This window comes from Vibrio sp. 1069 (assembly GCF_033340555.1).
Genome location: NZ_JAWOWP010000027.1, coordinates 16,422 through 38,490 on the forward strand (window position 1 = coordinate 16,422; position 22,069 = coordinate 38,490).

Annotated in this window: 17 protein-coding genes; 10 read left to right on the plus strand and 7 right to left on the minus strand. The window is 46.8% G+C overall.

Features of this window, described 5'->3' with window-relative positions; genetic code table 11:
• The first annotated feature begins 92 nt into the window (after nucleotides 1-92).
• Nucleotides 93-2,267, plus strand: coding sequence for a DNA helicase II (uvrD, locus tag R7040_RS22865; protein WP_005378778.1), 2,175 nt, complete (start codon nucleotides 93-95; stop codon nucleotides 2,265-2,267).
• 982 nt (nucleotides 2,268-3,249) lie between these two features.
• Here the strand turns inward: uvrD and ggt are convergent.
• The 4 genes from ggt to rarD all read right to left on the minus strand — a co-directional run bounded on the left by ggt (nucleotide 3,250) and on the right by rarD (nucleotide 7,665).
• Entirely contained in the window at nucleotides 3,250-5,016 is a 1,767-nt protein-coding gene (gene ggt / locus R7040_RS22870) for a gamma-glutamyltransferase (RefSeq protein WP_054579632.1), read from the minus strand.
• 111 nt (nucleotides 5,017-5,127) lie between these two features.
• Nucleotides 5,128-5,787, minus strand: coding sequence for a LysE family translocator (locus R7040_RS22875; RefSeq protein ID WP_025768968.1), 660 nt, complete (start codon nucleotides 5,785-5,787; stop codon nucleotides 5,128-5,130).
• 91 nt (nucleotides 5,788-5,878) lie between these two features.
• On the minus strand, nucleotides 5,879-6,676 hold the full coding sequence (locus tag R7040_RS22880) for an AraC family transcriptional regulator (protein ID WP_213968014.1): 798 nt from the start codon (nucleotides 6,674-6,676) through the stop codon (nucleotides 5,879-5,881).
• Between the two features lie 71 nt (nucleotides 6,677-6,747).
• Nucleotides 6,748-7,665: an EamA family transporter RarD gene (gene rarD / locus R7040_RS22885; protein WP_213968011.1), complete on the minus strand. Its 918-nt coding sequence runs from the start codon at nucleotides 7,663-7,665 to the stop codon at nucleotides 6,748-6,750.
• Nucleotides 7,666-7,843: 178 nt separating this feature from the next.
• On the opposite strand from rarD, the gene recQ reads away from it, so the two are divergent.
• From recQ to R7040_RS22900, 3 genes are all read left to right on the plus strand, one after another.
• A complete protein-coding gene (gene recQ, locus R7040_RS22890) occupies nucleotides 7,844-9,679 on the plus strand; it encodes an ATP-dependent DNA helicase RecQ (protein ID WP_005451195.1) in 1,836 nt (611 codons plus the stop codon).
• Between the two features lie 9 nt (nucleotides 9,680-9,688).
• The gene (locus R7040_RS22895; RefSeq protein ID WP_017633801.1) at nucleotides 9,689-9,994 is read left to right on the plus strand and encodes a DUF3630 family protein; all 306 of its coding nucleotides are present in this window, start codon (nucleotides 9,689-9,691) and stop codon (nucleotides 9,992-9,994) included.
• Nucleotides 9,995-10,228: 234 nt separating this feature from the next.
• On the plus strand, nucleotides 10,229-10,903 hold the full coding sequence (locus R7040_RS22900) for a 7-cyano-7-deazaguanine/7-aminomethyl-7-deazaguanine transporter (RefSeq protein ID WP_005378770.1): 675 nt from the start codon (nucleotides 10,229-10,231) through the stop codon (nucleotides 10,901-10,903).
• A gap of 222 nt (nucleotides 10,904-11,125) precedes the next feature.
• Here the strand turns inward: R7040_RS22900 and R7040_RS22905 are convergent, their stop codons facing one another.
• The 3 genes from R7040_RS22905 to rhlB form a co-directional block, all read right to left on the minus strand.
• Entirely contained in the window at nucleotides 11,126-12,769 is a 1,644-nt protein-coding gene (locus R7040_RS22905) for a sugar nucleotide-binding protein (RefSeq protein ID WP_213968013.1), read from the minus strand.
• Between the two features lie 172 nt (nucleotides 12,770-12,941).
• On the minus strand, nucleotides 12,942-14,435 hold the full coding sequence (gene gppA / locus R7040_RS22910; RefSeq protein WP_005382885.1) for a guanosine-5'-triphosphate,3'-diphosphate diphosphatase: 1,494 nt from the start codon (nucleotides 14,433-14,435) through the stop codon (nucleotides 12,942-12,944).
• 19 nt (nucleotides 14,436-14,454) lie between these two features.
• Nucleotides 14,455-15,774 (minus strand): ATP-dependent RNA helicase RhlB, encoded by a 1,320-nt coding sequence (gene rhlB, locus R7040_RS22915; protein ID WP_005378764.1) that lies wholly within the window; start codon nucleotides 15,772-15,774, stop codon nucleotides 14,455-14,457.
• Between the two features lie 111 nt (nucleotides 15,775-15,885).
• On the opposite strand from rhlB, the gene trxA reads away from it, so the two are divergent.
• From trxA to fre, 6 genes are all read left to right on the plus strand, one after another.
• Entirely contained in the window at nucleotides 15,886-16,212 is a 327-nt protein-coding gene (gene trxA / locus R7040_RS22920) for a thioredoxin TrxA (RefSeq protein WP_004745500.1), read from the plus strand.
• 196 nt (nucleotides 16,213-16,408) lie between these two features.
• Entirely contained in the window at nucleotides 16,409-17,668 is a 1,260-nt protein-coding gene (gene rho, locus R7040_RS22925) for a transcription termination factor Rho (RefSeq protein ID WP_005378757.1), read from the plus strand.
• A 106-nt stretch (nucleotides 17,669-17,774) separates the two neighbouring features.
• Nucleotides 17,775-18,767 (plus strand): hypothetical protein, encoded by a 993-nt coding sequence (locus R7040_RS22930; protein WP_054575528.1) that lies wholly within the window; start codon nucleotides 17,775-17,777, stop codon nucleotides 18,765-18,767.
• 91 nt (nucleotides 18,768-18,858) lie between these two features.
• Nucleotides 18,859-20,712 carry a 4-hydroxy-3-polyprenylbenzoate decarboxylase gene (gene ubiD / locus R7040_RS22935; protein WP_170890940.1) on the plus strand — a complete coding sequence of 618 codons (1,854 nt, stop codon included), beginning with the start codon at nucleotides 18,859-18,861 and terminating at the stop codon, nucleotides 20,710-20,712.
• The gene (locus tag R7040_RS22940) at nucleotides 20,709-20,978 is read left to right on the plus strand and encodes a 2Fe-2S iron-sulfur cluster-binding protein (RefSeq protein WP_012126600.1); all 270 of its coding nucleotides are present in this window, start codon (nucleotides 20,709-20,711) and stop codon (nucleotides 20,976-20,978) included. The genes ubiD and R7040_RS22940 overlap by 4 nt, the downstream gene beginning before the upstream one ends.
• Nucleotides 20,979-20,992: 14 nt before the next feature.
• The gene (gene fre / locus R7040_RS22945) at nucleotides 20,993-21,706 is read left to right on the plus strand and encodes an NAD(P)H-flavin reductase (RefSeq protein WP_005382872.1); all 714 of its coding nucleotides are present in this window, start codon (nucleotides 20,993-20,995) and stop codon (nucleotides 21,704-21,706) included.
• Nucleotides 21,707-22,069 lie beyond the last annotated feature (363 nt).

Here is a 22,069-nt window from a genome sequence, read left to right on the forward strand (position 1 = left end):
ACATCGATTTTTTTATCAAGTTTTGTCTAAACAGCACCCGGTTGTTTAGGTTATAATCGGTTTTTATGTATAAATAACCAGTAGCTCTCATCATGATGGATCCATCTCTATTACTCGACGGTTTGAACGATAAACAACGTGAAGCCGTTGCAGCACCTCTAGAAAACTTGCTCGTTCTTGCTGGCGCAGGAAGTGGTAAGACACGCGTTCTTGTTCACCGTATCGCTTGGCTGATGTCGGTCGAGCAAGCTTCTCCGTTTTCAATTATGTCGGTAACCTTTACCAATAAGGCGGCGGCAGAGATGCGTGGACGTATCGAAGAGCTAATGATGGGCAGTGCAGGCGGTATGTGGAATGGTACTTTCCACGGCATTTGTCACCGTATTCTGCGAGCACACTATCTTGATGCGAAGCTACCGGAAGATTTCCAAATCATTGACAGTGACGACCAGCAGCGTCTGCTAAAGCGTTTGATCAAAGCGCAAAACCTCGATGAGAAGCAATGGCCTGCACGCCAAGTGGCATGGTGGATTAACGGTAAGAAAGACGAAGGTCTGCGTCCGTCGCACATTGATGCGTACCATGATCCAGTAACCAAGACATATCTGCAGTTGTACACCGCTTACCAAGAAGCGTGTGATCGTGCTGGTTTAGTCGATTTTGCGGAAATCTTGCTGCGCGCACATGAGCTACTGCGTGATAACAAGTTCGTCCGTGAACACTACCAAGCACGCTTTAAGCATATCTTGGTGGACGAGTTCCAAGATACCAACAACATTCAATATGCTTGGCTACGTATGATGGCGGGTCCTGAGTGTCACGTGATGATCGTAGGTGATGACGACCAGTCGATTTATGGTTGGCGTGGTGCAAAAGTCGAGAATATTGAGAAGTTTACGCTCGAATTCCCAAGCGTAAATACCATTCGTCTTGAGCAAAACTACCGTTCAACCAAGACCATTCTGGAAGCATCTAACACCCTGATTGCGAATAACACCGAGCGTATGGGTAAAGAGTTGTGGACGGATGGCGTGGTCGGTGAGCCTATCTCGGTTTACAGCGCTTACAACGAATTAGATGAAGCCCGTTTTGCGGTGAACAAAATCAAAGAGTGGCAAGACAAGGGCGGTGCTCTGAATGACGCTGCGATGCTTTACCGTAACAACGCCCAGTCGCGTGTTCTGGAAGAAGCGTTAATTCAAGCCGGTCTGCCTTACCGTATCTACGGCGGCATGCGATTCTTCGAACGTCAGGAAATCAAAGATGCCTTGAGCTACATGCGTCTGATTGCCAACCGTAACGATGATGCGGCGTTTGAACGTGTGGTGAATACGCCAACGCGTGGTTTGGGCGATAAGACGCTTGAAACCATCCGCTTTGCGGCTCGTGATCGTGGTTGCACCATGTGGGAAGCGAGTGTGGCAATGTTGGACGAGAAGGTGCTTGCTGGTCGCGCTGCTGGTGCTCTGAGCCGTTTTATCGAGCTTGTCACCGCGCTAGAAGACGACACCTTAGAGATGCCGCTGCATCACCAAACTGACCATGTGATTAAATACTCGGGCTTGTTCGCGATGTACGAGCAAGAGAAGGGCGAAAAGTCTAAGGCACGTATTGAGAACTTGGAGGAATTGGTGACCGCAACTCGCCAATTCGAGAAACCAGAAGAAGCCGAAGACATGTCACTGCTGACGGCATTCCTAACCCACGCAGCACTAGAAGCGGGCGAAGGACAAGCGGACGAATTTGAAGATGCGGTTCAGCTCATGACATTACACAGTGCGAAAGGTCTAGAGTTTCCATTGGTGTTTATGGTCGGTGTGGAAGAAGGCATGTTCCCAAGCCAAATGTCGGCAGAAGAAGCAGGGCGCTTAGAAGAAGAACGCCGTCTGTGTTACGTAGGCATGACCCGTGCGATGCAGAAACTGTACATCACTTATGCTGAAATGCGTCGTTTGTACGGTCAGGATAAATACCATAAACCGTCTCGCTTTATCCGTGAACTGCCAGAAACTTGTTTAGATGAAGTACGAATGAAGGCGCAAGTTAGCCGTCCTTCAAGCAGTGGTCGATTTAGCCAAACTGTTGTGAAAGAGAGCTTTAATGAAACCGGCTTTACGCTAGGTTCTCGTGTGATGCATCCAAAGTTTGGTGAAGGCACCATCATCAACTTCGAAGGCAGTGGTCCACAAAGCCGTGTACAGATTGCCTTTAACGGTGAAGGCATCAAATGGTTGGTAACTGCTTACGCACGACTAGAGAAACTGTAAGGCTTGACCAAAACTCATACCAATCGTAGTAAATAACTGGTCATTCTAGCTTGTTAAAATACTCGATAACTGCGTTGCAATTTTTGATTGTAGAATAACTACTTATCGAAAAATTGCGCCTTGTTCTCAAGCATTTTCCCTACGCTATTTCTGATCACTTATTTACTGTGATTGGTATCATCAACTTAAGAGCTGCTTCGGCGGCTCTTTTTGTTTGTGCAGTTTTGGTGTCGCTAACGCAGTAAAAAATGGAATGATAAATGGAGTACAAAAGCGCGACTTAACGATGCCGTTTGAAGTGAAAGGTGGGCGTTGTGGGTGAATGCCTGTTTTCAGCAGATCTACTGAGAAAAACTTTAGGCAAAGAAAAACCCCGAGGGCTTGCGCCCATCGGGGTTATAGTCTTACTCGCAGCAATCCAGCTACTAAGAGTGCTCCATGCATCTAATCCATGATAGTGTGCTGAATCCGTCAGCTTAATCCTTACGTCGCCTTCCTAGCGGTGTCCTTAGTGACCTTATCCTGGTCTGCTAACTATCCTCGTTAGCTCTCATCACTTGTTCCCTGAGCGGTGTCCCTGACATCATCCTGATGTTCAAATCCTTGCCTCGTCCAGAGGTGTCCATTTCCCGTCCTTAGTAGCAACCATCCTAGTCACTATTGATTCCGTTCAATGTCCAATTTTGCAATCCATGCCCGACTATTCATCCTGAATAACCGTTTCTTCTTCCTGAAGTTCACCAAGTCCGTGGTGTTTCCTGTTCCGTGTCAGCATCCTTCCGACAGGTTTAATATTACGTGTTTAACGATTTCCAACAACGGGCTAATCTCACATTTTTTTACACTCTTAGCGTTCAAAAAAGATACATAAGTATTAAATTCAATGGCTTATTATCTTTGTTGTACGGTTTTACCATTAAAAAAGAGAGGTTTGCTCAACCCTTTGTGAGAGATCTCGCACAAGGGGTCGAGCGAAAGACTCTTACTGCCCGATAGCGGCACCTTCACGTCTTGGATCCGCAGCGCCTTCAAGACCGTCTTTTGTTATTCGTATCGCATGCAGACCAGAGTTCAAATCCCGAACATCGGTTTTAAAGCCCATCTTCTCCAGAGCAGGCTGTAAGCCCTCTGCGGCGGTACCTTGCTCAATATCTAAGGTGCCAAAACGGTTCAGCAATCGTGGCTGATTAATCGCGCTTTGGATGTCCATATCCCATTGCGTGTGGGCGATAATGGCTTGTGCGACGTAACCAATAATGCGGCTGCCACCCGGTGAGCCAATTGCCATGTAAGGTTTGTCATCCTTCATCATAATGGTCGGTGCCATGGAGGAGCGTGGGCGTTTTCCCGGTTCTAAGCGGTTCGCGATTGGCACACCATCTTGATGCGTGCGGAAAGAGAAATCGGTCAGTTCGTTATTGAGCAAGAAGCCACGCACCATCAAGCGTGAGCCAAAGGCGTTCTCGATGGTTGTTGTCATTGAAACCACATTGCCTTGCTTATCGACGATATTGAAATGGCTGGTGGAAGGCAACTCGATCGATTGGTCCATGCTTAAGTCCATGGCGTGCGACCAAGGAGGGTTGCCGGCTTCAACCTTACTCAACGCTTTACCGACTTGGATCAGCTCAGCACGTTGTTTGAGATAATCTTTATCAAGCAAGCCTTCGGTTGGCATTGGCACATAATCTTGGTCAGCCATGTATTTACCACGATCCGCGAACGCAAGGCGCGATGCATCAGCGATCACTTGCCATGATTTTGCGCTTTCGGCTCCCCAACCTTTAAGATCGTATTGTTCGGTGATCGCGAGAATCTGTCCAACCGTCAATGCGCCAGAGCTAGGTGGTCCCATGCCGCAGATGTCATAGCTTTGGTAAGCCGCACAAACCGGTTCACGTTGCTTGATTTGGAACGCATCAAAGTCAGGTTGTGCCAATACGCCAGGGTTGCCCGGCGCATTTTGTACTGTCTTGATGATGTCTGTGGCGATATCGCCTTGATAGAAAGCTTTTGCCCCTTGCTCTGCAATTGCCGTCAGAGTTTGCGCGTATTCAGGGTTCTTCAACAATGTGCCTTCGGCTTTTGGTGAGCCATCTGGATTGAAGAAGTAAGCCTTAGTCGCAGGGAAGCGAGATAGGCGCTTGGCATCTTTTTCAATCAGACTCGCGAGGCGAGGACTAACTTCGAAACCTTGTTCAGCCAAGGTAATTACGGGTTGGATGATCTTTTTCCATTCCAACTTGCCGTATTTCTGGTGCGTGTCCCACAGCAGTTTCACTGTACCAGGAGTGGCAACGGAGCGCCCGCCGACAACCGCATCGTAAAATTGTAGGGGTTGTCCTTTTTCGTCTAAAAAGAGTTTCGGCGTCGCGGCGAGCGGTGCGGTTTCGCGTCCATCATACGTAGTCAGTTTTTGTTTCTCACTGTCCCAATACACTAAGAAGGCACCGCCACCAATACCTGATGATTGCGGCTCTACCAAGCCCAGCATCAATTGTACGGCAACCATGGCATCAATAGCATTGCCCCCTTGTGCAAGAACATCCGCCCCGGCTTGGGTTGCAAGTGGGTTGGCTGCTGTGACCATATAACCTTTGGCTTTGACCAATTGCTTTTGCTCGAAGCCAGTACTGTGCTCCGGTGCAACCGCATCTGCTGCTTGGTTAGCAAAGGCTGAGGTGGATAAGACGAGTGGGGAAGTAAGAAAAAGACCCGTGGTCACGAGTCGGTTGAACGTCCAATGCATGATGACTCTCCATGTTGCCAGTTTTGTGCTTTGAGCTTGGCAGTTATGGAGAGTCACGTCGAGTCAGCAATCTTAGAAATGTCGATTGTGCTACGCTTTTAAATCAGTACTTTATCCGATAAAAGTATTGATAGTTTGGTATAGAATACTGCCGCCCACTAGAGTAAATACCACGCCGCATAGACCGTCGATGTAGATACCCGCTTGTTGTAATTTACGCTGTAAGCGCTGTGTCGACAGCATCCATGCAAGGCTAGAGAACCAGAATAGCGACAAGCCAAACAGGATGACCAAGGCAGTACCTTTGCCAGTAATCGACATACCTGCTGGGACTAAACTCGACATCAAACTGACAAAGAACACCAGGGCTTTTGGGTTAAGAATGTTGGTCGCAAACCCTTTAGCAAACGCTTGACGCTTATTGCTGATCACTAGGTTATTTTGCTTCTTAGGTTGATCCGTCAGTGGGTTTTGGATCATCGAGATCACGGCACGCAATGCGCCAATTCCTAAGTAGAGCAGGTAACTACCACCGAGCAGTTGTACCACGGAATACAGCACTGGGTGCTGGTGGACGACAAAACTCACACCTGTCAGGCTGAACAAAGAGTGCAGCAAAATACCGACGGACAATCCCAACGCAATGTACAAGCCAGTTTGACGACCATGACGCGTCGCATTTTGTACGACCAGCGCAAAGTCCGGACCTGGACTCATTAGGGCAATAAAGTGAATGCTGGCGAGTGTCAGCAATATGGTGGATTCATTCATAACACATCTCAAATTTAATCAATGCGGCTATTGTCGTGGTAAGTCACCTGTGGCGCTTGTAAAAAACTGACAGCTTTCTCGGTAAATGAAATTAACGAGCCACTTGAGAAGGGGAAACGCCGTAGGTCTGTTTAAACGCTTTGCTGAAATGCGCTTGATCATAGAAACCGATTTGATGAGCGACGTCGGTACCACATTGACCAGCTTGCAGTAACTTCATGCCTTGTTCAAGGCGCAGGCGTGCGAACCATGCATAAGGCGTCATGCCAGTTTGCGCTTTAAAGTGGCGCTGGAACTGAGTTGGGCTCAGTTGGCACAGCTCTGAAAGTGAATCCAAACGCACCGCTTGGTCAAGGTTAGCCATTAGATAATCTTTTAACGTCCCAAGCGATTGGTTTCCTAGCGGCACCACTTTTTGTCGCTCAAGCGATCCGTAGCGATCAAAAAGTTGGTTAAATCCTTCAAAAGGAAGGCAATCTTTGGTGAGTTGGCTGAGGTTTTCACGACGAAGCAGCCCGTGTAAGTTACTAAGTTGTGAAAATATCTGCGGATCCGAGATGATCAGTTCGTTGAAGTGTATTATTTGATCGTTTTGCTTAAGATCAGCCAGATCGCTCAATAGATGAGGTTCGATCGCAAACACATTTACTTCGTAGCCACTCTCGAGCTTAGATTGCCCGTCGTGCAGCTCATCCGGCGGCATAATCACAATTTGCCCGTGACCAACTTGGTGGCTGTTACCTTGGTATTGGAACTTCTGCGCACCATGCGTGATCAGGCCGAGATGAAAATCCAGATGGTAATGCCTTTGAAAAGCAAATTTCTGGTATTTCGCCTCTATTAGACTCAAGTTGTCATGGTCGGTTGCGTAGTACTGAATATGTTCCATTAAATAAAAAAGCTTGGTCACATTATGACCAAGCTTATCTGGCAATTTCTAACTTGTCTTGTAAAAAACGATCACTGTGGCTGAACGATTCGGCGTGAGCGACGGTTATTACGTAATCCATCAAAGCTAAACACGACTAGTGCTCCCCAAATAAAGACGAAAGTGATCGCTTTATCCATGGTAAAGGGTTCGCCATACATCAATACTGCAAGTAAAAACATTAAGCTTGGGCCTATATATTGGAAAAAGCCCAAAGTCGATAATTTGAGTCTTGTTGCTGCACCCGTAAAGCACAGCAGTGGCAGGGTTGTTATAACCCCAGCCGCGATCAACAAACTATTTAACGTACGTGGATTCGTAAGCATATTTGAGGTTGGTGTATCGGCAACAAAAAGCAAATAAACAGCGGCCACTGGCAGTAGAAGTAATGTCTCGATAAACAAGCCAGTTTTTGCATCGACACTGACTTTCTTTCTTAATAAGCCATAAAAGCCGAAGCTCATTGCTAACGCCATCGCAACAACAGGTACGGAGCCAAATACAATCAGTTGAACGAGTACGCCACAACCTGCCAATACAACCGCGAACCACTGTAATTTACGCAGTCGCTCACCAAGGAAGACCATCCCGAGTAAGACGTTGATCAGTGGGTTAATGTAATAACCTAAGCTGGCGTCGAGCATATGATTCGAGTTTACCGCCCAAATGAAAATCAACCAATTGCCGCCAATTAGCATGGAACTTGCGATCAGGTAAGCGATTTTCGTTTTGTCTTTCGCGATGTGGTAAGCCGAGCGCCAGTGACGGCCAAAATGGAGGAGTGCAGCAAGCAAAAAGAAAGACCATATCACTCGGTGGCTTAGAATTTCCAAAGGAGATACTTGTGCGATGGACTTAAAGTACATCGGCGCAATGCCCCACATGGTATACGCGCCGATCGCTAGCAAGATACCTTGCCGCGCGCGTTGTTGTTCGTCTTCTGGTGTCATGAAGTGTCACCTAATTGTGTGTTTTATAGAGCAGAAAATCAGTATACGAGTCGTGATGCGAAACACCTAACAATTTGCGGTTTTATTCACCATGAAACCCCATTACAATGTGCCCTCACTTTGTGTGCCAGTGGTATGCATAAGCACCTCTTTTTTAAGACCCAATCTGAGACTTTTCATGACCTCGACCTTGTTAGCCGAACAATCTGATTCGCCTGTAACGCCTCAACGTGTGTTGGAGGATGTGTTTGGTTACCAAGAGTTCCGTGATGGTCAGCAGTTGGTGATTGATGCTGCGGTAGAAGGTCGCGACAGCTTAGTTATCCTGCCTACTGGTGGCGGTAAGTCGCTGTGTTATCAAATCCCTGCTTTGGTTCGCTCTGGTATTACTTTGGTGATTTCTCCGCTTATTTCGCTGATGAAAGACCAAGTGGACCAGCTTAAAGCCAACGGTGTAGCGGCTGAATGCATTAACTCGACCATGCCTCGTGAAGAACTGCTCAGCGTGTATAACCGCATGCACACTGGTCATCTTAAGTTGGTGTACGTCTCGCCAGAACGCGTATTGATGCGTGATTTCATTGAGCGCTTGGAAAACTTGCCGCTATCGATGATTGCCGTCGATGAAGCGCATTGTATCTCCCAGTGGGGACACGACTTCCGTCCAGAATACGCCGCGCTTGGTCAACTTAAGCAGCAGTTTTCCCATGTGCCATTTATGGCGCTGACGGCGACGGCGGATGATGCAACGCGCCGAGATATTCTTGAGCGTCTGCAACTGAATAATCCAGAGGTTTATCTAGGCAGCTTCGACCGTCCTAACATTCGCTACAACTTAGTTGAGAAGCACAAGCCGGTTTCGCAAATCGTTCGTTATCTTGAAACCCAAAAGGGGAATTGCGGCATCATCTATTGTGGTAGCCGGAAGAAAGTTGAGATGGTGACCGAGAAGCTGTGCAACAACCACATTCGTGCTGCTGGTTATCACGCAGGTATGGATGCTGATGAGCGCGCTTACGTTCAAGAAGCTTTCCAACGTGATGACATCCAAATTGTAGTGGCGACCGTGGCATTCGGTATGGGCATCAACAAACCAAACGTGCGTTTTGTGGTTCACTTTGATATCCCGCGCAACATCGAGTCTTACTATCAGGAAACGGGTCGTGCAGGGCGTGATGGTTTACCTGCGGAAGCGATGATGTTGTATGACCCGGCGGACATCAGTTGGCTGCGTCGTATGTTGGATGAGAAAGACGATGGTCCGCAGAAGCAGGTGGAAACCCACAAGCTGAATGCGATGAGTGCCTTTGCTGAGGCGCAGACTTGTCGTCGTCAGGTGCTATTGAATTACTTTGGTGAATATCGTGAGAAGCCATGTGGCAACTGCGATATTTGCTTAGATCCACCGAAGCACTTTGATGCCACGGAAGAAGCGCGTAAGGCGTTGTCTTGTGTGTACCGTGTTAATCAGAGCTTTGGTATGGGCTACGTAGTAGAAGTGCTACGTGGCATGCAAAACATTCGTGTACGTGAAAACGGGCACGATAAAATTTCTACCTACGCGATAGGGCGTGATCACAGCCACGATTACTGGGTGAGTATCTTCCGTCAGTTAATCCACAAGGGTCTGCTGTTCCAAAACATCACTCGTAACTCAACGCTGCAACTTACCGAAGAGGCGCGTCCGCTGTTGCGTGGCGATGTGACTCTGGAGTTAGCAGTTCCGCGTTTAGACACCGCAGCACGCGCGGCGAAGTCAGATAAACTGACCAGCAAGAATTACGATAAGAAGCTGTTTGCCAAGTTACGTAAGCTGCGTAAGTCGATTGCTGATGAAGATGGTTTGCCACCATACGTGGTCTTTAGTGACGCAACTCTGATTGATATGGCGGAAATTCTGCCAACGTCTTACGGCGAAATGCTGGCAGTTAGCGGCGTTGGTCAGCGCAAACTAGAGAAGTACGCCGACCCATTCCTCGATTTGATTCAAGAACACATTACTCACCACGGATAAGGAACCAAGATGCAAAAGGAATTTGGCTTAGCGGACTACATGGCACAAGAAGGGCGCTTAATCATTACCGCGCCGAGCTTTGACCTTGATAGCTTTCCTGCTTTAGGTGAGCGTTTAGTTAGTTTGCTTTCTGCTACTGTGGTGGAAAAGCAGTGGGATGCGGACATTCACTCTTGGCTGATCGACTTTGAAGGTTGCCGACTGTTTATGAAAGCAGAGCATTACAGCGAAGCGATTTGGTTTGAAGCGTTAGCGATTGAAGAGAGCAGGGAAGAGTTGGATTATCTCGCAGGATTGTTTCAACGCGGCTTCTAAAAATAGAACTTTTCTTGAAAGGGTGTTTCACATGAAACACCCTTTTTTATGCTCAAACGTTTGCGTAAAACAGACGACTTGCGGCGAAAAGTGGTTAATGTATAATCGCCCACCGCTTCGCTCAGAAAGAGCCAAGCCAGTTTATTTTTCATTTTACATTGTTGGTAAGAGCCACTTTATTCAGTGACTCGATTTGGGTTCCCTCACCCCCAAACCAAACTAAAAAGGTATCGCATGAGTAACTTTACCCCTGCGCAGCAGCGCAACGCCCTTATCTATCTGGTTCTATTCCACCTAGTCATTATTGCATCTAGCAATTACCTAGTTCAGCTACCGTTTACTATTTTCGGTTTCCATACCACTTGGGGCGCATTCACTTTCCCATTTATATTCCTAGCGACTGACTTAACGGTGCGTATTTTCGGTGCTCAGTTGGCGCGTAAGATCATCTTCTTAGTGATGTTGCCTGCTTTGGCAGTGTCTTACTTCTTATCGGTGGTGTTCTTCGAAGGTCAATTCCAAGGTTTTGGTCACCTAGGGGAATTTAACTTATTCGTTGCTCGTATCGCGATTGCTAGCTTCATGGCGTACCTACTTGGTCAGATCATGGATGTGCACGTGTTCAACCGCCTACGTCAAATGAAGCAATGGTGGGTGGCACCAACGTGTTCAACGCTTTTCGGTAATGCACTTGATACCATCGCTTTCTTCGCCATTGCGTTCTATCAAAGCCCAGATCCATTTATGGCAGAGCATTGGACGGAAATCGCGCTGGTGGATTACGGCTTCAAACTGATTATCAGTCTTGGTTTGTTCGTTCCGATGTACGGCGTATTACTGAATTACCTAATTAAGAAGCTGACTGCGGTGAACCCTGACTTTAAGGTGACGACAAGCGTTCAGTCTTAATATCAGTGGGAACCCCGAAAGCCGCTTGCTTAAATCAAGCGGCTTTTTTGTACCTGCTTACTGGGATTTAGAGGGTTTTGTACAGCGTGGGGAGTAATTAGATCATGGGTGTCCAAAAGCTCCCTGAGCTGTACGAAGGTAAAAATGAGCAGTAAAAAAGGTCCCGAGTGAGACCTTTTAATCGAAGGTACGGCACGTAGAGGAAGCTCGCTGGTGAAATGGCTAACAGAGCATCTTCTCAATCAAAATGGCTTTTTGCGCATCGAAGGCGCCAAGTTGCAGGCCGTTATCCCAGCTGATGCTTTGATTGAACATCGCCAACATCAAACCGACACTGCGTTGATTGGCGTCCTGCCAGCAATCAGACTCGCTGTACTCTCCATCATTTATCGCGTTGCCATTAACGAGAATGGGCTCGAAACGCCATTTTTCTCCGACACGGTAGTAGCCTTTGCTGGTTAAGGTCTGGTTGGATTGAATCGTTAGATTGTGCTCGATGCCCGGTTCACCTGTTAGTTCAAATACAAACCTTAGCTGGTGGTCGTCACATTGCAGATCAACGATCAGTTGGCCGTTTTCCTCAACCAGTGTCGATTGATAATAGTCTCCAAAGCAGTGCAGCAACCAAGATATAGGGTGACTGGCAGTTTCAAGAAACCACTCTTTGAGCGTGAAGGTGCCCGGTAGGTTAACTTGGGTGACTAGATTGACCACACAAGGTTGGGTTTGCGAAGTGAGCCACTTCTCTATCGTCTTGGCGGTATTAAGCTGAGCAAAGGCGTAATTAACCAATAGGTTGGCGTTCGGTTGCTGCCAGTGAGTTATGTCAGAATTCAATCCCACCAATGGCTTTTCACAAATTAGCTTGGTTGAACCTAACTTCTTAATTATCTCTGCATGAGTATGCGCAGGTGTCGCGATGGTCACTACATCAAGTTGCTTGAGTGCGCTGATGTTCGTTTCTGCCTTTAGGATTGCTTCCTCACTGCACGCTTGCTGAAGCGGTTCTATTTGGTTGGCGCATAACGTTGTGACCGATACACCATTGTTTCGATAGTGGGGAATGTGCGTGCGTCCCCAGTTGATTCCTATGATGCCAGCTTGTTTGATTTGCTCTGGCTTGTTGAAACGTTCACTCAATGGCGGCAAGGCAATTCGTTCATCTGTTAGACGTTGGTCATGGTGATAATCATTGCTTGGCAGCACTTGCCATGGCTTGTTGTAATGCTGCTTGAGTGCACAAACGAGTTCGTAGAAATTCCACTTATCCTTTAAGTTGCTATCAAGATGGTATAAACCTGCTTCGTTCCGCTCAATAAGCTGCAAAAAGGCGAGTGCAGTATCGTCCATATGAGAAGTCGCGGGATACCAAACTGTACTAGCGGTAATAACGCCGTTCTCTTCATATTGGCGGTCGAGATGCGCCAACATGTTATTGCCTTCTGCTTGGTGATGGAGCTGCCAACCAATTCGAGCAATCATCGCATCTGGATTTGCTTGCCAGATTGCATCTTCACAACGAACTTTGTATTTGCCGTATTCATCTTGGGTGTTTCTTTCTTCAAAGATGCCATAAGGCCCATTTTTTGTGGCATCAAATACCATTGCTGTACTGACAAAAAGATAAGGAATGTTGCGCTGTTTGCAGTGCTCACCAAGCCACGCTGCCCACGCTTCACTCCCCATCGCCATGTGGCACACCGCATCAATGTGGTGCTGTTGCCAAAATTGCTCACTTTGCTGTGGATCATCTGGTGGGATTTGGTGGTGATTCCATTCCAATACGTTCCAGCCACGGAGGTGGAACTGATGAGCAACTTTAGGGGCGAGGGTGCCAGTTAAGCCAGTCATTAAAACGGTTTTCATTATGGTGCATCTTGGTTGGCTAAATCGTGCTTATCAATAAAGCATGGCTGTTTTTCGATGTAGAGCGGAGAAGCTGAGATTTTTGCTGGGCAGCACGTTTTGTAGGGGAAGTAGAAGCAAAAAAACCCAAGCGAACGCCTGGGCTTTAGTATTGTAAGGCAGTGATATTCGCTTATTTTGCTACGATATTTAATGGCCAGCCGATGTCTGTCTGACGGTTGGATTCAATTTCCAACTCAGCCGCAGTCAGTGGGTTTTTCTCTAGCCATTGCGCATCAATGTGTAACGTTAGATTGTCGCCTTCAACCGTTAGAGTCACATTTGGCTCTAGATCAGGATTGCGACGATGGCTGAGTAGAACCGCAAGACGCAACAGTCTCAATACTCGTTTGGCACTTGAGCCTGATAATGCATGCTGCTCAGGTAAAGAAGTGAGCTGTTCGCGATAGCGACGAGCCACTTCACCAATAAAGAACTTCTGCGCGCGCGTGTAACCAGGCAGATCCAAATTCTGCAGCAAGTAAGCACTATGCTCTCCGCCTTTTTTGAAATCGATAGTTAAACCAATTTCATGCAGTTTTGCGGCGGTCTCGAGTAATATCTTGCCCTGAGGCTCTGTAATCCACTCATCGCCCCCAGCTTGCTGTAAAAGCGTGTGTGCCAGAGTAGCGACTTGTTCGCCGTATTGGTGATCGAGCTGATAGCGATTTTGTACGCTAGCGATAGTGCGGGCACGAATGTCTTCTTGGCGAAGCTCTTCAACCATCTCATACACTAAGCCTTCGCGTAGTGCGCCGCCAGCGAGTGTCATAGCATCGATTTCAAGCAATTCAAAAACGGCAATCAAAATAGAGAGGCCACTAGGGAACACTAATGCCCGCTCAAGTGTTAAGCCTTCAATATCGAGCTCTTCTAAATGGTCGGCCAACATGGCTTGCTTCTGTAGACGCTTGAGTTTGGAGTGAGTGATTACTTCGTCCATGCCTTGCGCCAGCATTATCTCTTGCAATGCCTGAACAGTGCCTGATGCACCAACACACACATCCCAACCAATTTCTGTATAACGTTCTAAAATCGGCTGAATGGTCTGTTTCGCTCCTTCAATTGCCGCGTCAAAGTTACGAGCATTCAATTGGCGATCTTTAAAGAAGTTTTCAAGCCAAGTCACGCAGCCCATTTTTAAGCTGGTCAGTGCTTTGGCTTCGAAACCTTCACCGATAATCAGTTCGGTACTTGCTCCACCGATATCGACTACAAGGCGACGACCACTACCGCCAGAGGTGTGAGCGACACCTTTATAGATAGTGGCAGCTTCTTCTTCACCAGTAATCACTTCGATAGGCTGGCCTAGAATTTGGTTAGCCTTTTCTAAAAACACATCTACATTGGTCGCGGTACGTAATGTTGCAGTACCGACGATGCGAATGTTTTGTTTAGGAATGTCCTGCAAGCGTTCCGCAAATAGACTTAAGCAGTCCCATCCTCGCTGCATAGCTTCCATACTAAGAGAATTATGTTCATCTAAGCCCGCTGCTAGACGAACTTTGCGCTTAATTTTAGCCATTGTTTGAACGCTGCCATCGATGTGACGCACAACGAGCATGTGAAAACTGTTCGACCCGAGGTCGATGGCGGCATATAGCGGTGATGATCCTGCTTGACTCATAAACGAACTCAGTTTCCTATTACGATTGTTTTGGTGCCGATTGACGCGGTTGGCGTGGACGACGTCCCTGCGGCTTACGGTTACCAGAACCAGAACGGGTACCGCCAGTATTCGTGCGGCGCTGTTGGTTGCGTGGTGCACGCATACGAATCGGAGCCGGTAGATCTTGAATCAGTGCCGACGAATCGTACTCTGAAACTGGGATTGTATGCTCAATGTATTCTTCGATTGCTGGTAGGTTAACCGCGTACTCTTCACAAGCAAAACTGATCGAATGGCCGCTCGCACCAGCGCGACCAGTACGGCCAATACGGTGAACATAATCTTCACAGTCGTCAGGAAGGTCGTAGTTGAAAACGTGCGTTACCTGAGGAATATGCAGGCCACGCGCTGCAACGTCAGTTGCAACTAAGATGTCGACATCACCTTTGGTGAATTGCTCAAGAATCTTCTCACGCTTCTTCTGCGGTACATCGCCAGTAAGAAGGCCTACACGGTGTCCATCGGCAGCCAAATGTCCCCAAACCGATTCACACTTATGCTTGGTATTGGCAAAAATGATAGCGCGATCTGGCCACTCTTCTTCAATTAGTGTTTGAAGCAGCGCCATTTTGTCTTCATTCGAAGGATAGAAAAGCTCTTCCTGGATACGGTGGCCAGTTTTTTGTTCTGGTTCGACAACGACATGCTCAGGAGTATTCATGTGTTCGAATGCCAGTTCTTGAACGCGGTAAGACAGCGTTGCTGAGAACAGCATGTTCAAACGCTCTTTTGGCTCAGGCATACGACGGAACAAGAAGCGAATGTCTTTAATAAAGCCAAGATCGAACATGCGGTCGGCTTCGTCCAGAACAACAGCTTGAATGTTGTTGAGGTTAAATACGCGCTGTTTGTAGAAATCGATGATACGGCCTGTTGTTCCGATCAGAATATCTACGCCGTCTTGCAGTTTCGCAAGTTGCTTGTCGTAGCTTTCACCACCGTAAGCTAGAGCGGTTTTTAGACCTGTGCTTTCAGTTAATGATTCTGCATCATTGTAAATCTGAATAGCGAGCTCACGTGTAGGCGCCATAATAATTGCGCGTGGCTGTGTAGGCTTACGACCTTCATGTTCCGGAGTCGTCAGAAGGTGGTTGAACGTAGCAGTAAGAAACGCGAGCGTTTTACCAGTACCCGTTTGGGCCTGGCCTGCGATGTCTTGGCCGGTGAGCAGGACCGGCAACGCCAAGGCTTGGATAGGGGTACAAAATTCGAACCCTTTTTTGTCCAATCCTTCAATAACTTGGGGCTTTAAGCCCAAATCGGCGAACTTTTGCTCTGTGATATGCGTCTTTTTCATGGCTATAGAATATCAGCTAAAGCTTGCAATACGAAAGTAAATACATTCCAATAGGGCATCTAATTACTGGTTATCATCCAACCAGTTTCGAAAAACACATTGGAGTGGAAGATGAGTGATAAGATTTTGCAGCTAACTGATGACGGTTTTGAAAACGATGTAATCAACGCTGCAGGCCCGGTTCTAGTGGATTTTTGGGCAGAATGGTGTGGTCCTTGTAAAATGATCGCTCCTATTTTGGACGAAATCGCAGACGAGTACGAAGGCAAACTCACTATCGGTAAACTAAACATCGACCATAACGCAGGTACACCACCTAAGTTTGGTATTCGCGGCATTCCAACGCTATTACTATTTAAAGATGGTAACGTAGCGGCAACGAAAGTAGGTGCTCTGTCTAAAACTCAACTAAAAGAGTTCCTAGACGCAAACTTATAATCACCAAGTGATTACAGATAAAACCGTGCAAAGTTACAATGCACGGTTTTGTTTTTCTAACTCTGGACTAGAATACTAATTAGTGCTAACTTATCGCGCGTTAATTGAACAAATTTCTCTTCTTGGTCGATCCTGAGACCAAATCCATCTTAACTAGAAAACAGATCTTATTTTGACTAAACAAGAATCCACCACCATGAACCTTACCGAACTGAAGAACAGACCTGTGTCTGACCTTGTAAAACTGGGCGAAAGCTTAGGATTAGAGAACCTAGCTCGCTTAAGAAAACAAGACATCATCTTCGCGATTTTAAAAGCGCACGCTAAAGGCGGCGAAGACATCTTTGGCGATGGGGTTCTGGAAATTCTGCAAGACGGCTTTGGTTTCCTACGCAGTGCAGATAGTTCATACCTTGCGGGTCCGGACGATATCTACGTATCACCAAGTCAGATTCGTCGCTTTAACCTACGTACTGGTGACTCTATCGCTGGTAAAATTCGTCCACCAAAAGACGGTGAACGTTACTTTGCCCTTCTAAAAGTCAATACCGTTAACGACGATAAACCAGACAACGCCCGTAACAAGATCCTATTTGAAAACCTTACCCCTCTACATGCGAATGAGCGCATGGTTATGGAGCGTGGTAACGGTTCAACAGAAGACATTACAGCACGTGTTTTAGACTTGGCATCGCCAATCGGTAAAGGTCAACGTGGTCTGATTGTTGCTCCGCCTAAAGCGGGTAAAACAATGCTTCTGCAAAACATCGCGCAAAGCATCGCGTACAACCACCCAGAGTGTGAGTTGATGGTTCTTCTTATCGACGAACGTCCAGAAGAAGTAACTGAGATGCAGCGCCTAGTTAAAGGTGAAGTGGTTGCGTCGACTTTCGATGAGCCAGCATCGCGTCACGTACAAGTAGCGGAAATGGTGATCGAGAAAGCAAAACGTCTTGTTGAACATAAGAAAGACGTGGTTATCTTGCTTGACTCTATCACTCGTCTAGCTCGTGCTTACAACACCGTAGTGCCTTCATCAGGTAAAGTACTAACTGGTGGTGTGGATGCAAACGCATTACATCGTCCTAAGCGTTTCTTCGGTGCTGCACGTAACGTAGAAGAAGGCGGCAGCCTAACTATCATCGCAACGGCACTAGTAGATACTGGTTCTAAAATGGATGAAGTTATCTACGAAGAGTTCAAGGGTACAGGTAACATGGAACTGCACTTGAACCGTAAGATTGCTGAGAAGCGTGTATTCCCTGCGATTGACTTCAACCGCTCAGGTACACGTCGTGAAGAGCTACTGACGAAGACTGACGAACTACAGAAGATGTGGATTCTGCGTAAGATCGTTCACCCAATGGGCGAAATCGACGCAATGGAATTCCTAATCGATAAGCTAGCGATGACGAAGACCAACGATGAGTTCTTCGATGCGATGCGTCGTCAATAGTCTCAGATAAGTTATTCTGCGAAAAGCCACCGTATATCGGTGGCTTTTTTATTGCTTTCTCCCGATAGAAGTATCAGAATGAAGGAAATGTTATCGGGAGGTTAACATGCAACAAGGAATGTTGTCGTCATTACTCCTGAGCTTGTCACTTATCACTCTACCTGCGACATTATCTGCCAAGGAAATGCATGAGTCTGTAGTAGAGCAGTGGCTTCAGGATACTCAAATACAGGCTAAAGTCTCTGAACTGCTTGATTACGCTGTCAGAGATGAAGTCGACTCGCTTAAATTTGCCCTTGATAGACTTGCTTTGCCTCAACAAGAGGTGGTGCGCTTTCAATTATTGGAAAAGCTTGAAAAGCAAGATGTGATTCTCACGCCTCGAATGGCTCTGTTTGTTGAGTCCCAGATCCGTATGACCCCGACTTATCAAGTGTTAGAGCGAGGTGATGGGTATGAATTTAGTGTACCCGCTTTTAACTTTCCCGTTATTGCGAGTCGCTTGATTAAGCGTTGGAAACAAGACCAAAGTACCTTGGACTTTGTCTTACAAGCTGAACGAAGAGAGCTTAACTTAAAGCAATGGCTTACAGGGCCATCTCAACAAGCTCAAGCGCGTGAAGCGCTTTTGATTCGAGAGTTAGACAGTTTATCACCCAACGCGCTTGCTGCATTAGCGGCCCAGTTAACCAAAGCAAATGTGACCAGTTGGTTACCCTCGACGGCCGTGATAGTCAGGTTGGCACAAGTTAGTCAGGATGAGGAAGTGTACAACTTACTCTGGCGGATGAAAGCCGATTACAACAGCCAGTCCGAACTTGAGCGTTTAGCTGCGGTTGGAGACGTTTTTTCCATTCAGCAATTGATGAATGCCACAGTTAACCCATCACTCAAGCCAGAAGCTATTAGTCTACTTACAAAATCTAACCCTCTATCTCCGCAAGTAAAGCAGTTTCTAGTTAGAAAAATGGCGTTATCAGAAGAAGCAACCATGGTTGCTCGAGAGCTTGCTCAACAAGGGCATCAAACCTGGTTGGAAGAGTTAGTATCTTCGAACCATCAGATAAAGACTCGGCAGATTGAACAAGTATTAAAGTAATCTTGCTCACATACCCACACAAAATAGGAGGATCTTAGCGTCCTCCTATTTGTTATACTGCGGACAGTTTAATCAGCCAGCATGAAGGCCTATGAGTTTTAAGGATTTACGCGAATTTATCGACCACCTAGAACAGAAAGGTCGACTTAAACGCATCACTCACCCTGTCGATCCCGCTTATGAAATGACAGAAATCAGCGACCGCACCTTGCGTGCTGGTGGACCTGCGCTGTTGTTTGAGAACCCAATCGGCTACGACGTACCTGTTTTGACTAACCTGTTTGGTACACCAGAGCGTGTCGCAATCGGCATGGGACGTGAAGACGTTAAAGAATTAAGAGAAGTCGGTAAGCTGCTGGCTTATTTAAAAGAACCTGAGCCACCAAAAGGCTTCAAAGACGCTTTAGAAAAACTGCCTGTGTTCAAACAAGTATTGAACATGCCGGCTAAGCGTTTACGTAAAGCACCATGCCAAGACATTGTTTGGCAAGGTGATGAGGTCGACTTGGATAAAATTCCGGTAATGAGCTGCTGGGCAGAAGATGTAGCGCCGCTGCTTACTTGGGGCTTAACCGTAACCAAAGGTCCAAGTAAGAAACGTCAGAACCTAGGCATTTACCGTCAGCAGAAAATTGCCAAGAACAAAATCATCATGCGTTGGTTAGCCCATCGTGGTGGTGCGCTTGATCTGCGCGATTGGATGGAAACCAACCCAGGTAAACCTTTCCCAGTTTCGGTCGCGTTTGGTGCAGACCCAGCAACCATTCTTGGCGCAGTAACACCAGTGCCAGATACGCTATCGGAATACGCATTTGCAGGTTTGCTACGTGGAAGCAAAACGGAAGTCGTGAAGTCAGTCAGCAACGATTTGGAAGTGCCAGCGAGCGCGGAAATCGTGATGGAAGGCTATATCGACCCGAACGAGTTTGCTGATGAAGGTCCTTACGGTGACCACACTGGCTACTATAACGAAAAAGAAAAGCACCACGTATTTACTATTACGCACATTACTATGCATAAAGACCCTATTTATCACAGCACCTACACAGGTCGTCCGCCAGATGAACCAGCTGTATTGGGTGTGGCATTAAACGAAGTGTTTGTGCCTATTCTGCAAAAGCAATTCCCAGAGATTGAAGACTTCTATCTTCCGCCAGAAGGTTGTTCGTACCGAATGGCCGTCGTCACCATGAAGAAGCAGTACCCAGGACATGCCAAGCGCGTAATGATGGGCGTGTGGTCTTTCTTACGTCAATTCATGTATACCAAGTTTGTTATTGTGTGCGATGAATCGGTAAACGCACGAGATTGGAATGATGTCGTGAAAGCCATGTCAGAGCATATGGATCCTGTACGTGATACCTTGATGATAGATAACACGCCAATCGACTCGCTCGACTTTGCTTCACCAGTGGTTGGGCTTGGCTCCAAAATGGGCTTGGATGCGACCATTAAATGGGATGCCGAGCTGGCGACGCGAACCGAGGTCACTGAGCGAGACAGCAAAACGATTACCGAAGCAGAACTAAATGAGTTGAAACAGCAACGCCCTGAGATTGTTGACGTCTATCTTCCAGTTACAGCAAACAACCAATTTGCTGTCGTGACTATGAAGAAAGACCAAGCTGGTCAATCCCAAGAATTGATGGAACATCTATGGGGCTTCTTTGCTCAGTACACGGATAACAAATTCATCATTTTGTGCGACGATGACGTTAATGCACGAGATTGGAATGACATCATTTGGGCGGTGACAACTCGAATGGACCCAGATAGAGACACGATTCAAGTGCTTGGTAAGACTGAGAGTTCATCCAAATTAGGACTGGATGCGACCAACAAGTTCGAATCTGAAGTCACGCGCGAGTGGGGTACGCCTATCAAAAAAGATCCTAAACTTGTGGCTAAAGTCGATGAGATTTGGGACCAGTTAGGTATTCTATGAGTCATCAAGTCCACCTTCTACCAATGGACGTTAGGTTCCAAGTAAAAGAAGGGGAGACGGTGTTGGAAGCTGCGCTCAACAACAATATTCGCTTCCCACACCGTTGCCAAGTTGGCGCTTGCGCCATGTGTATGTGTAAAAAGCTAACGGGCGAGGTGAGTTACCACCTCGAACCGATGCTAACCGAAAAAGAGCAACAGCAAGGTTGGATATTCCCTTGCCAAGCCTATACAGAAAGTAATTTAGTGCTTACTTTTGATGAGTAAGCGAGAGGAACACCATGACCATCCAATGTAAAGTAAAGTCTATTCAGCCGTTAGCTTGTAATACTTACCAAATCCTTCTTCATCCAGAATCACCAGTGCCTTTTAAAGCGGGTCAGTACCTAATGGTGGTGATGGGTGAAAAAGACAAACGTCCTTTCTCTATCGCAAGCAGCCCTTGTCGTCATGAAGGTGAACTTGAACTGCACATCGGTGCGGCGGAACACAACGCTTATGCACAAGAAGTTGTCGAAGCAATGCAAGCGGCGCTTGAAACTGATGGTCAGATTGAAATTGATGCGCCACATGGCGATGCTTGGGTTCAAGAAGAAAGCGAACGCCCATTATTATTAATTGCTGGTGGTACAGGCTTCAGTTACGTTCGCTCGATTCTGGATCACTGCGTAGCGCAGAATAAAACCAATCCTATCTATTTATATTGGGGGGCGCGCGATAACTGCCAGCTTTATGCTAAAGACGAACTGGTCGAGATTGCCGACAAGTTTGCCAATGTTCACTTTGTGCCAGTAGTAGAAGAAGCTCCTGCAGACTGGCAAGGTAAAGTTGGTAACGTGCTACAAGCTGTAGCTGAAGATTTCGAAAGCTTAGAAAACTACGATATCTATATTGCAGGTCGTTTTGAAATGGCTGGCGCAGCACGTGAACAGTTCACTCAGAACAAGAAAGCGAAGAGCGAACGTATGTTCGCAGACGCGTACGCATTCATTTAAATACGGCTTTTAAGGCAGAAAAAGAGGGTTTTTTACCCTCTTTTTTGCTTTTTTGATGAAATAGTCATCGAACAGGCATTTTTTTCCATTTTTTTTCAAAAAAGGGTTGCGAACGGATCTGAGTTCCCTATAATGCGCATCCACCGACACGGCAGACGCGATAAGGCTTCAGCAGGGTCGGAGAGGTGAAAGCTTCTACGAAAAATAAAATTGAAAAAGTGTTTGACACTGTCAATTAAATCGCTAGAATGCACCTCCGCTTTGAGAGAAAAACTTCTCGTAAAGCAAGCTCTTTAACAATATAGACCTATCAATCTGTGTGGGCACTCGTTGATGATAATCCAAATAGTTTCTTCGGAAACA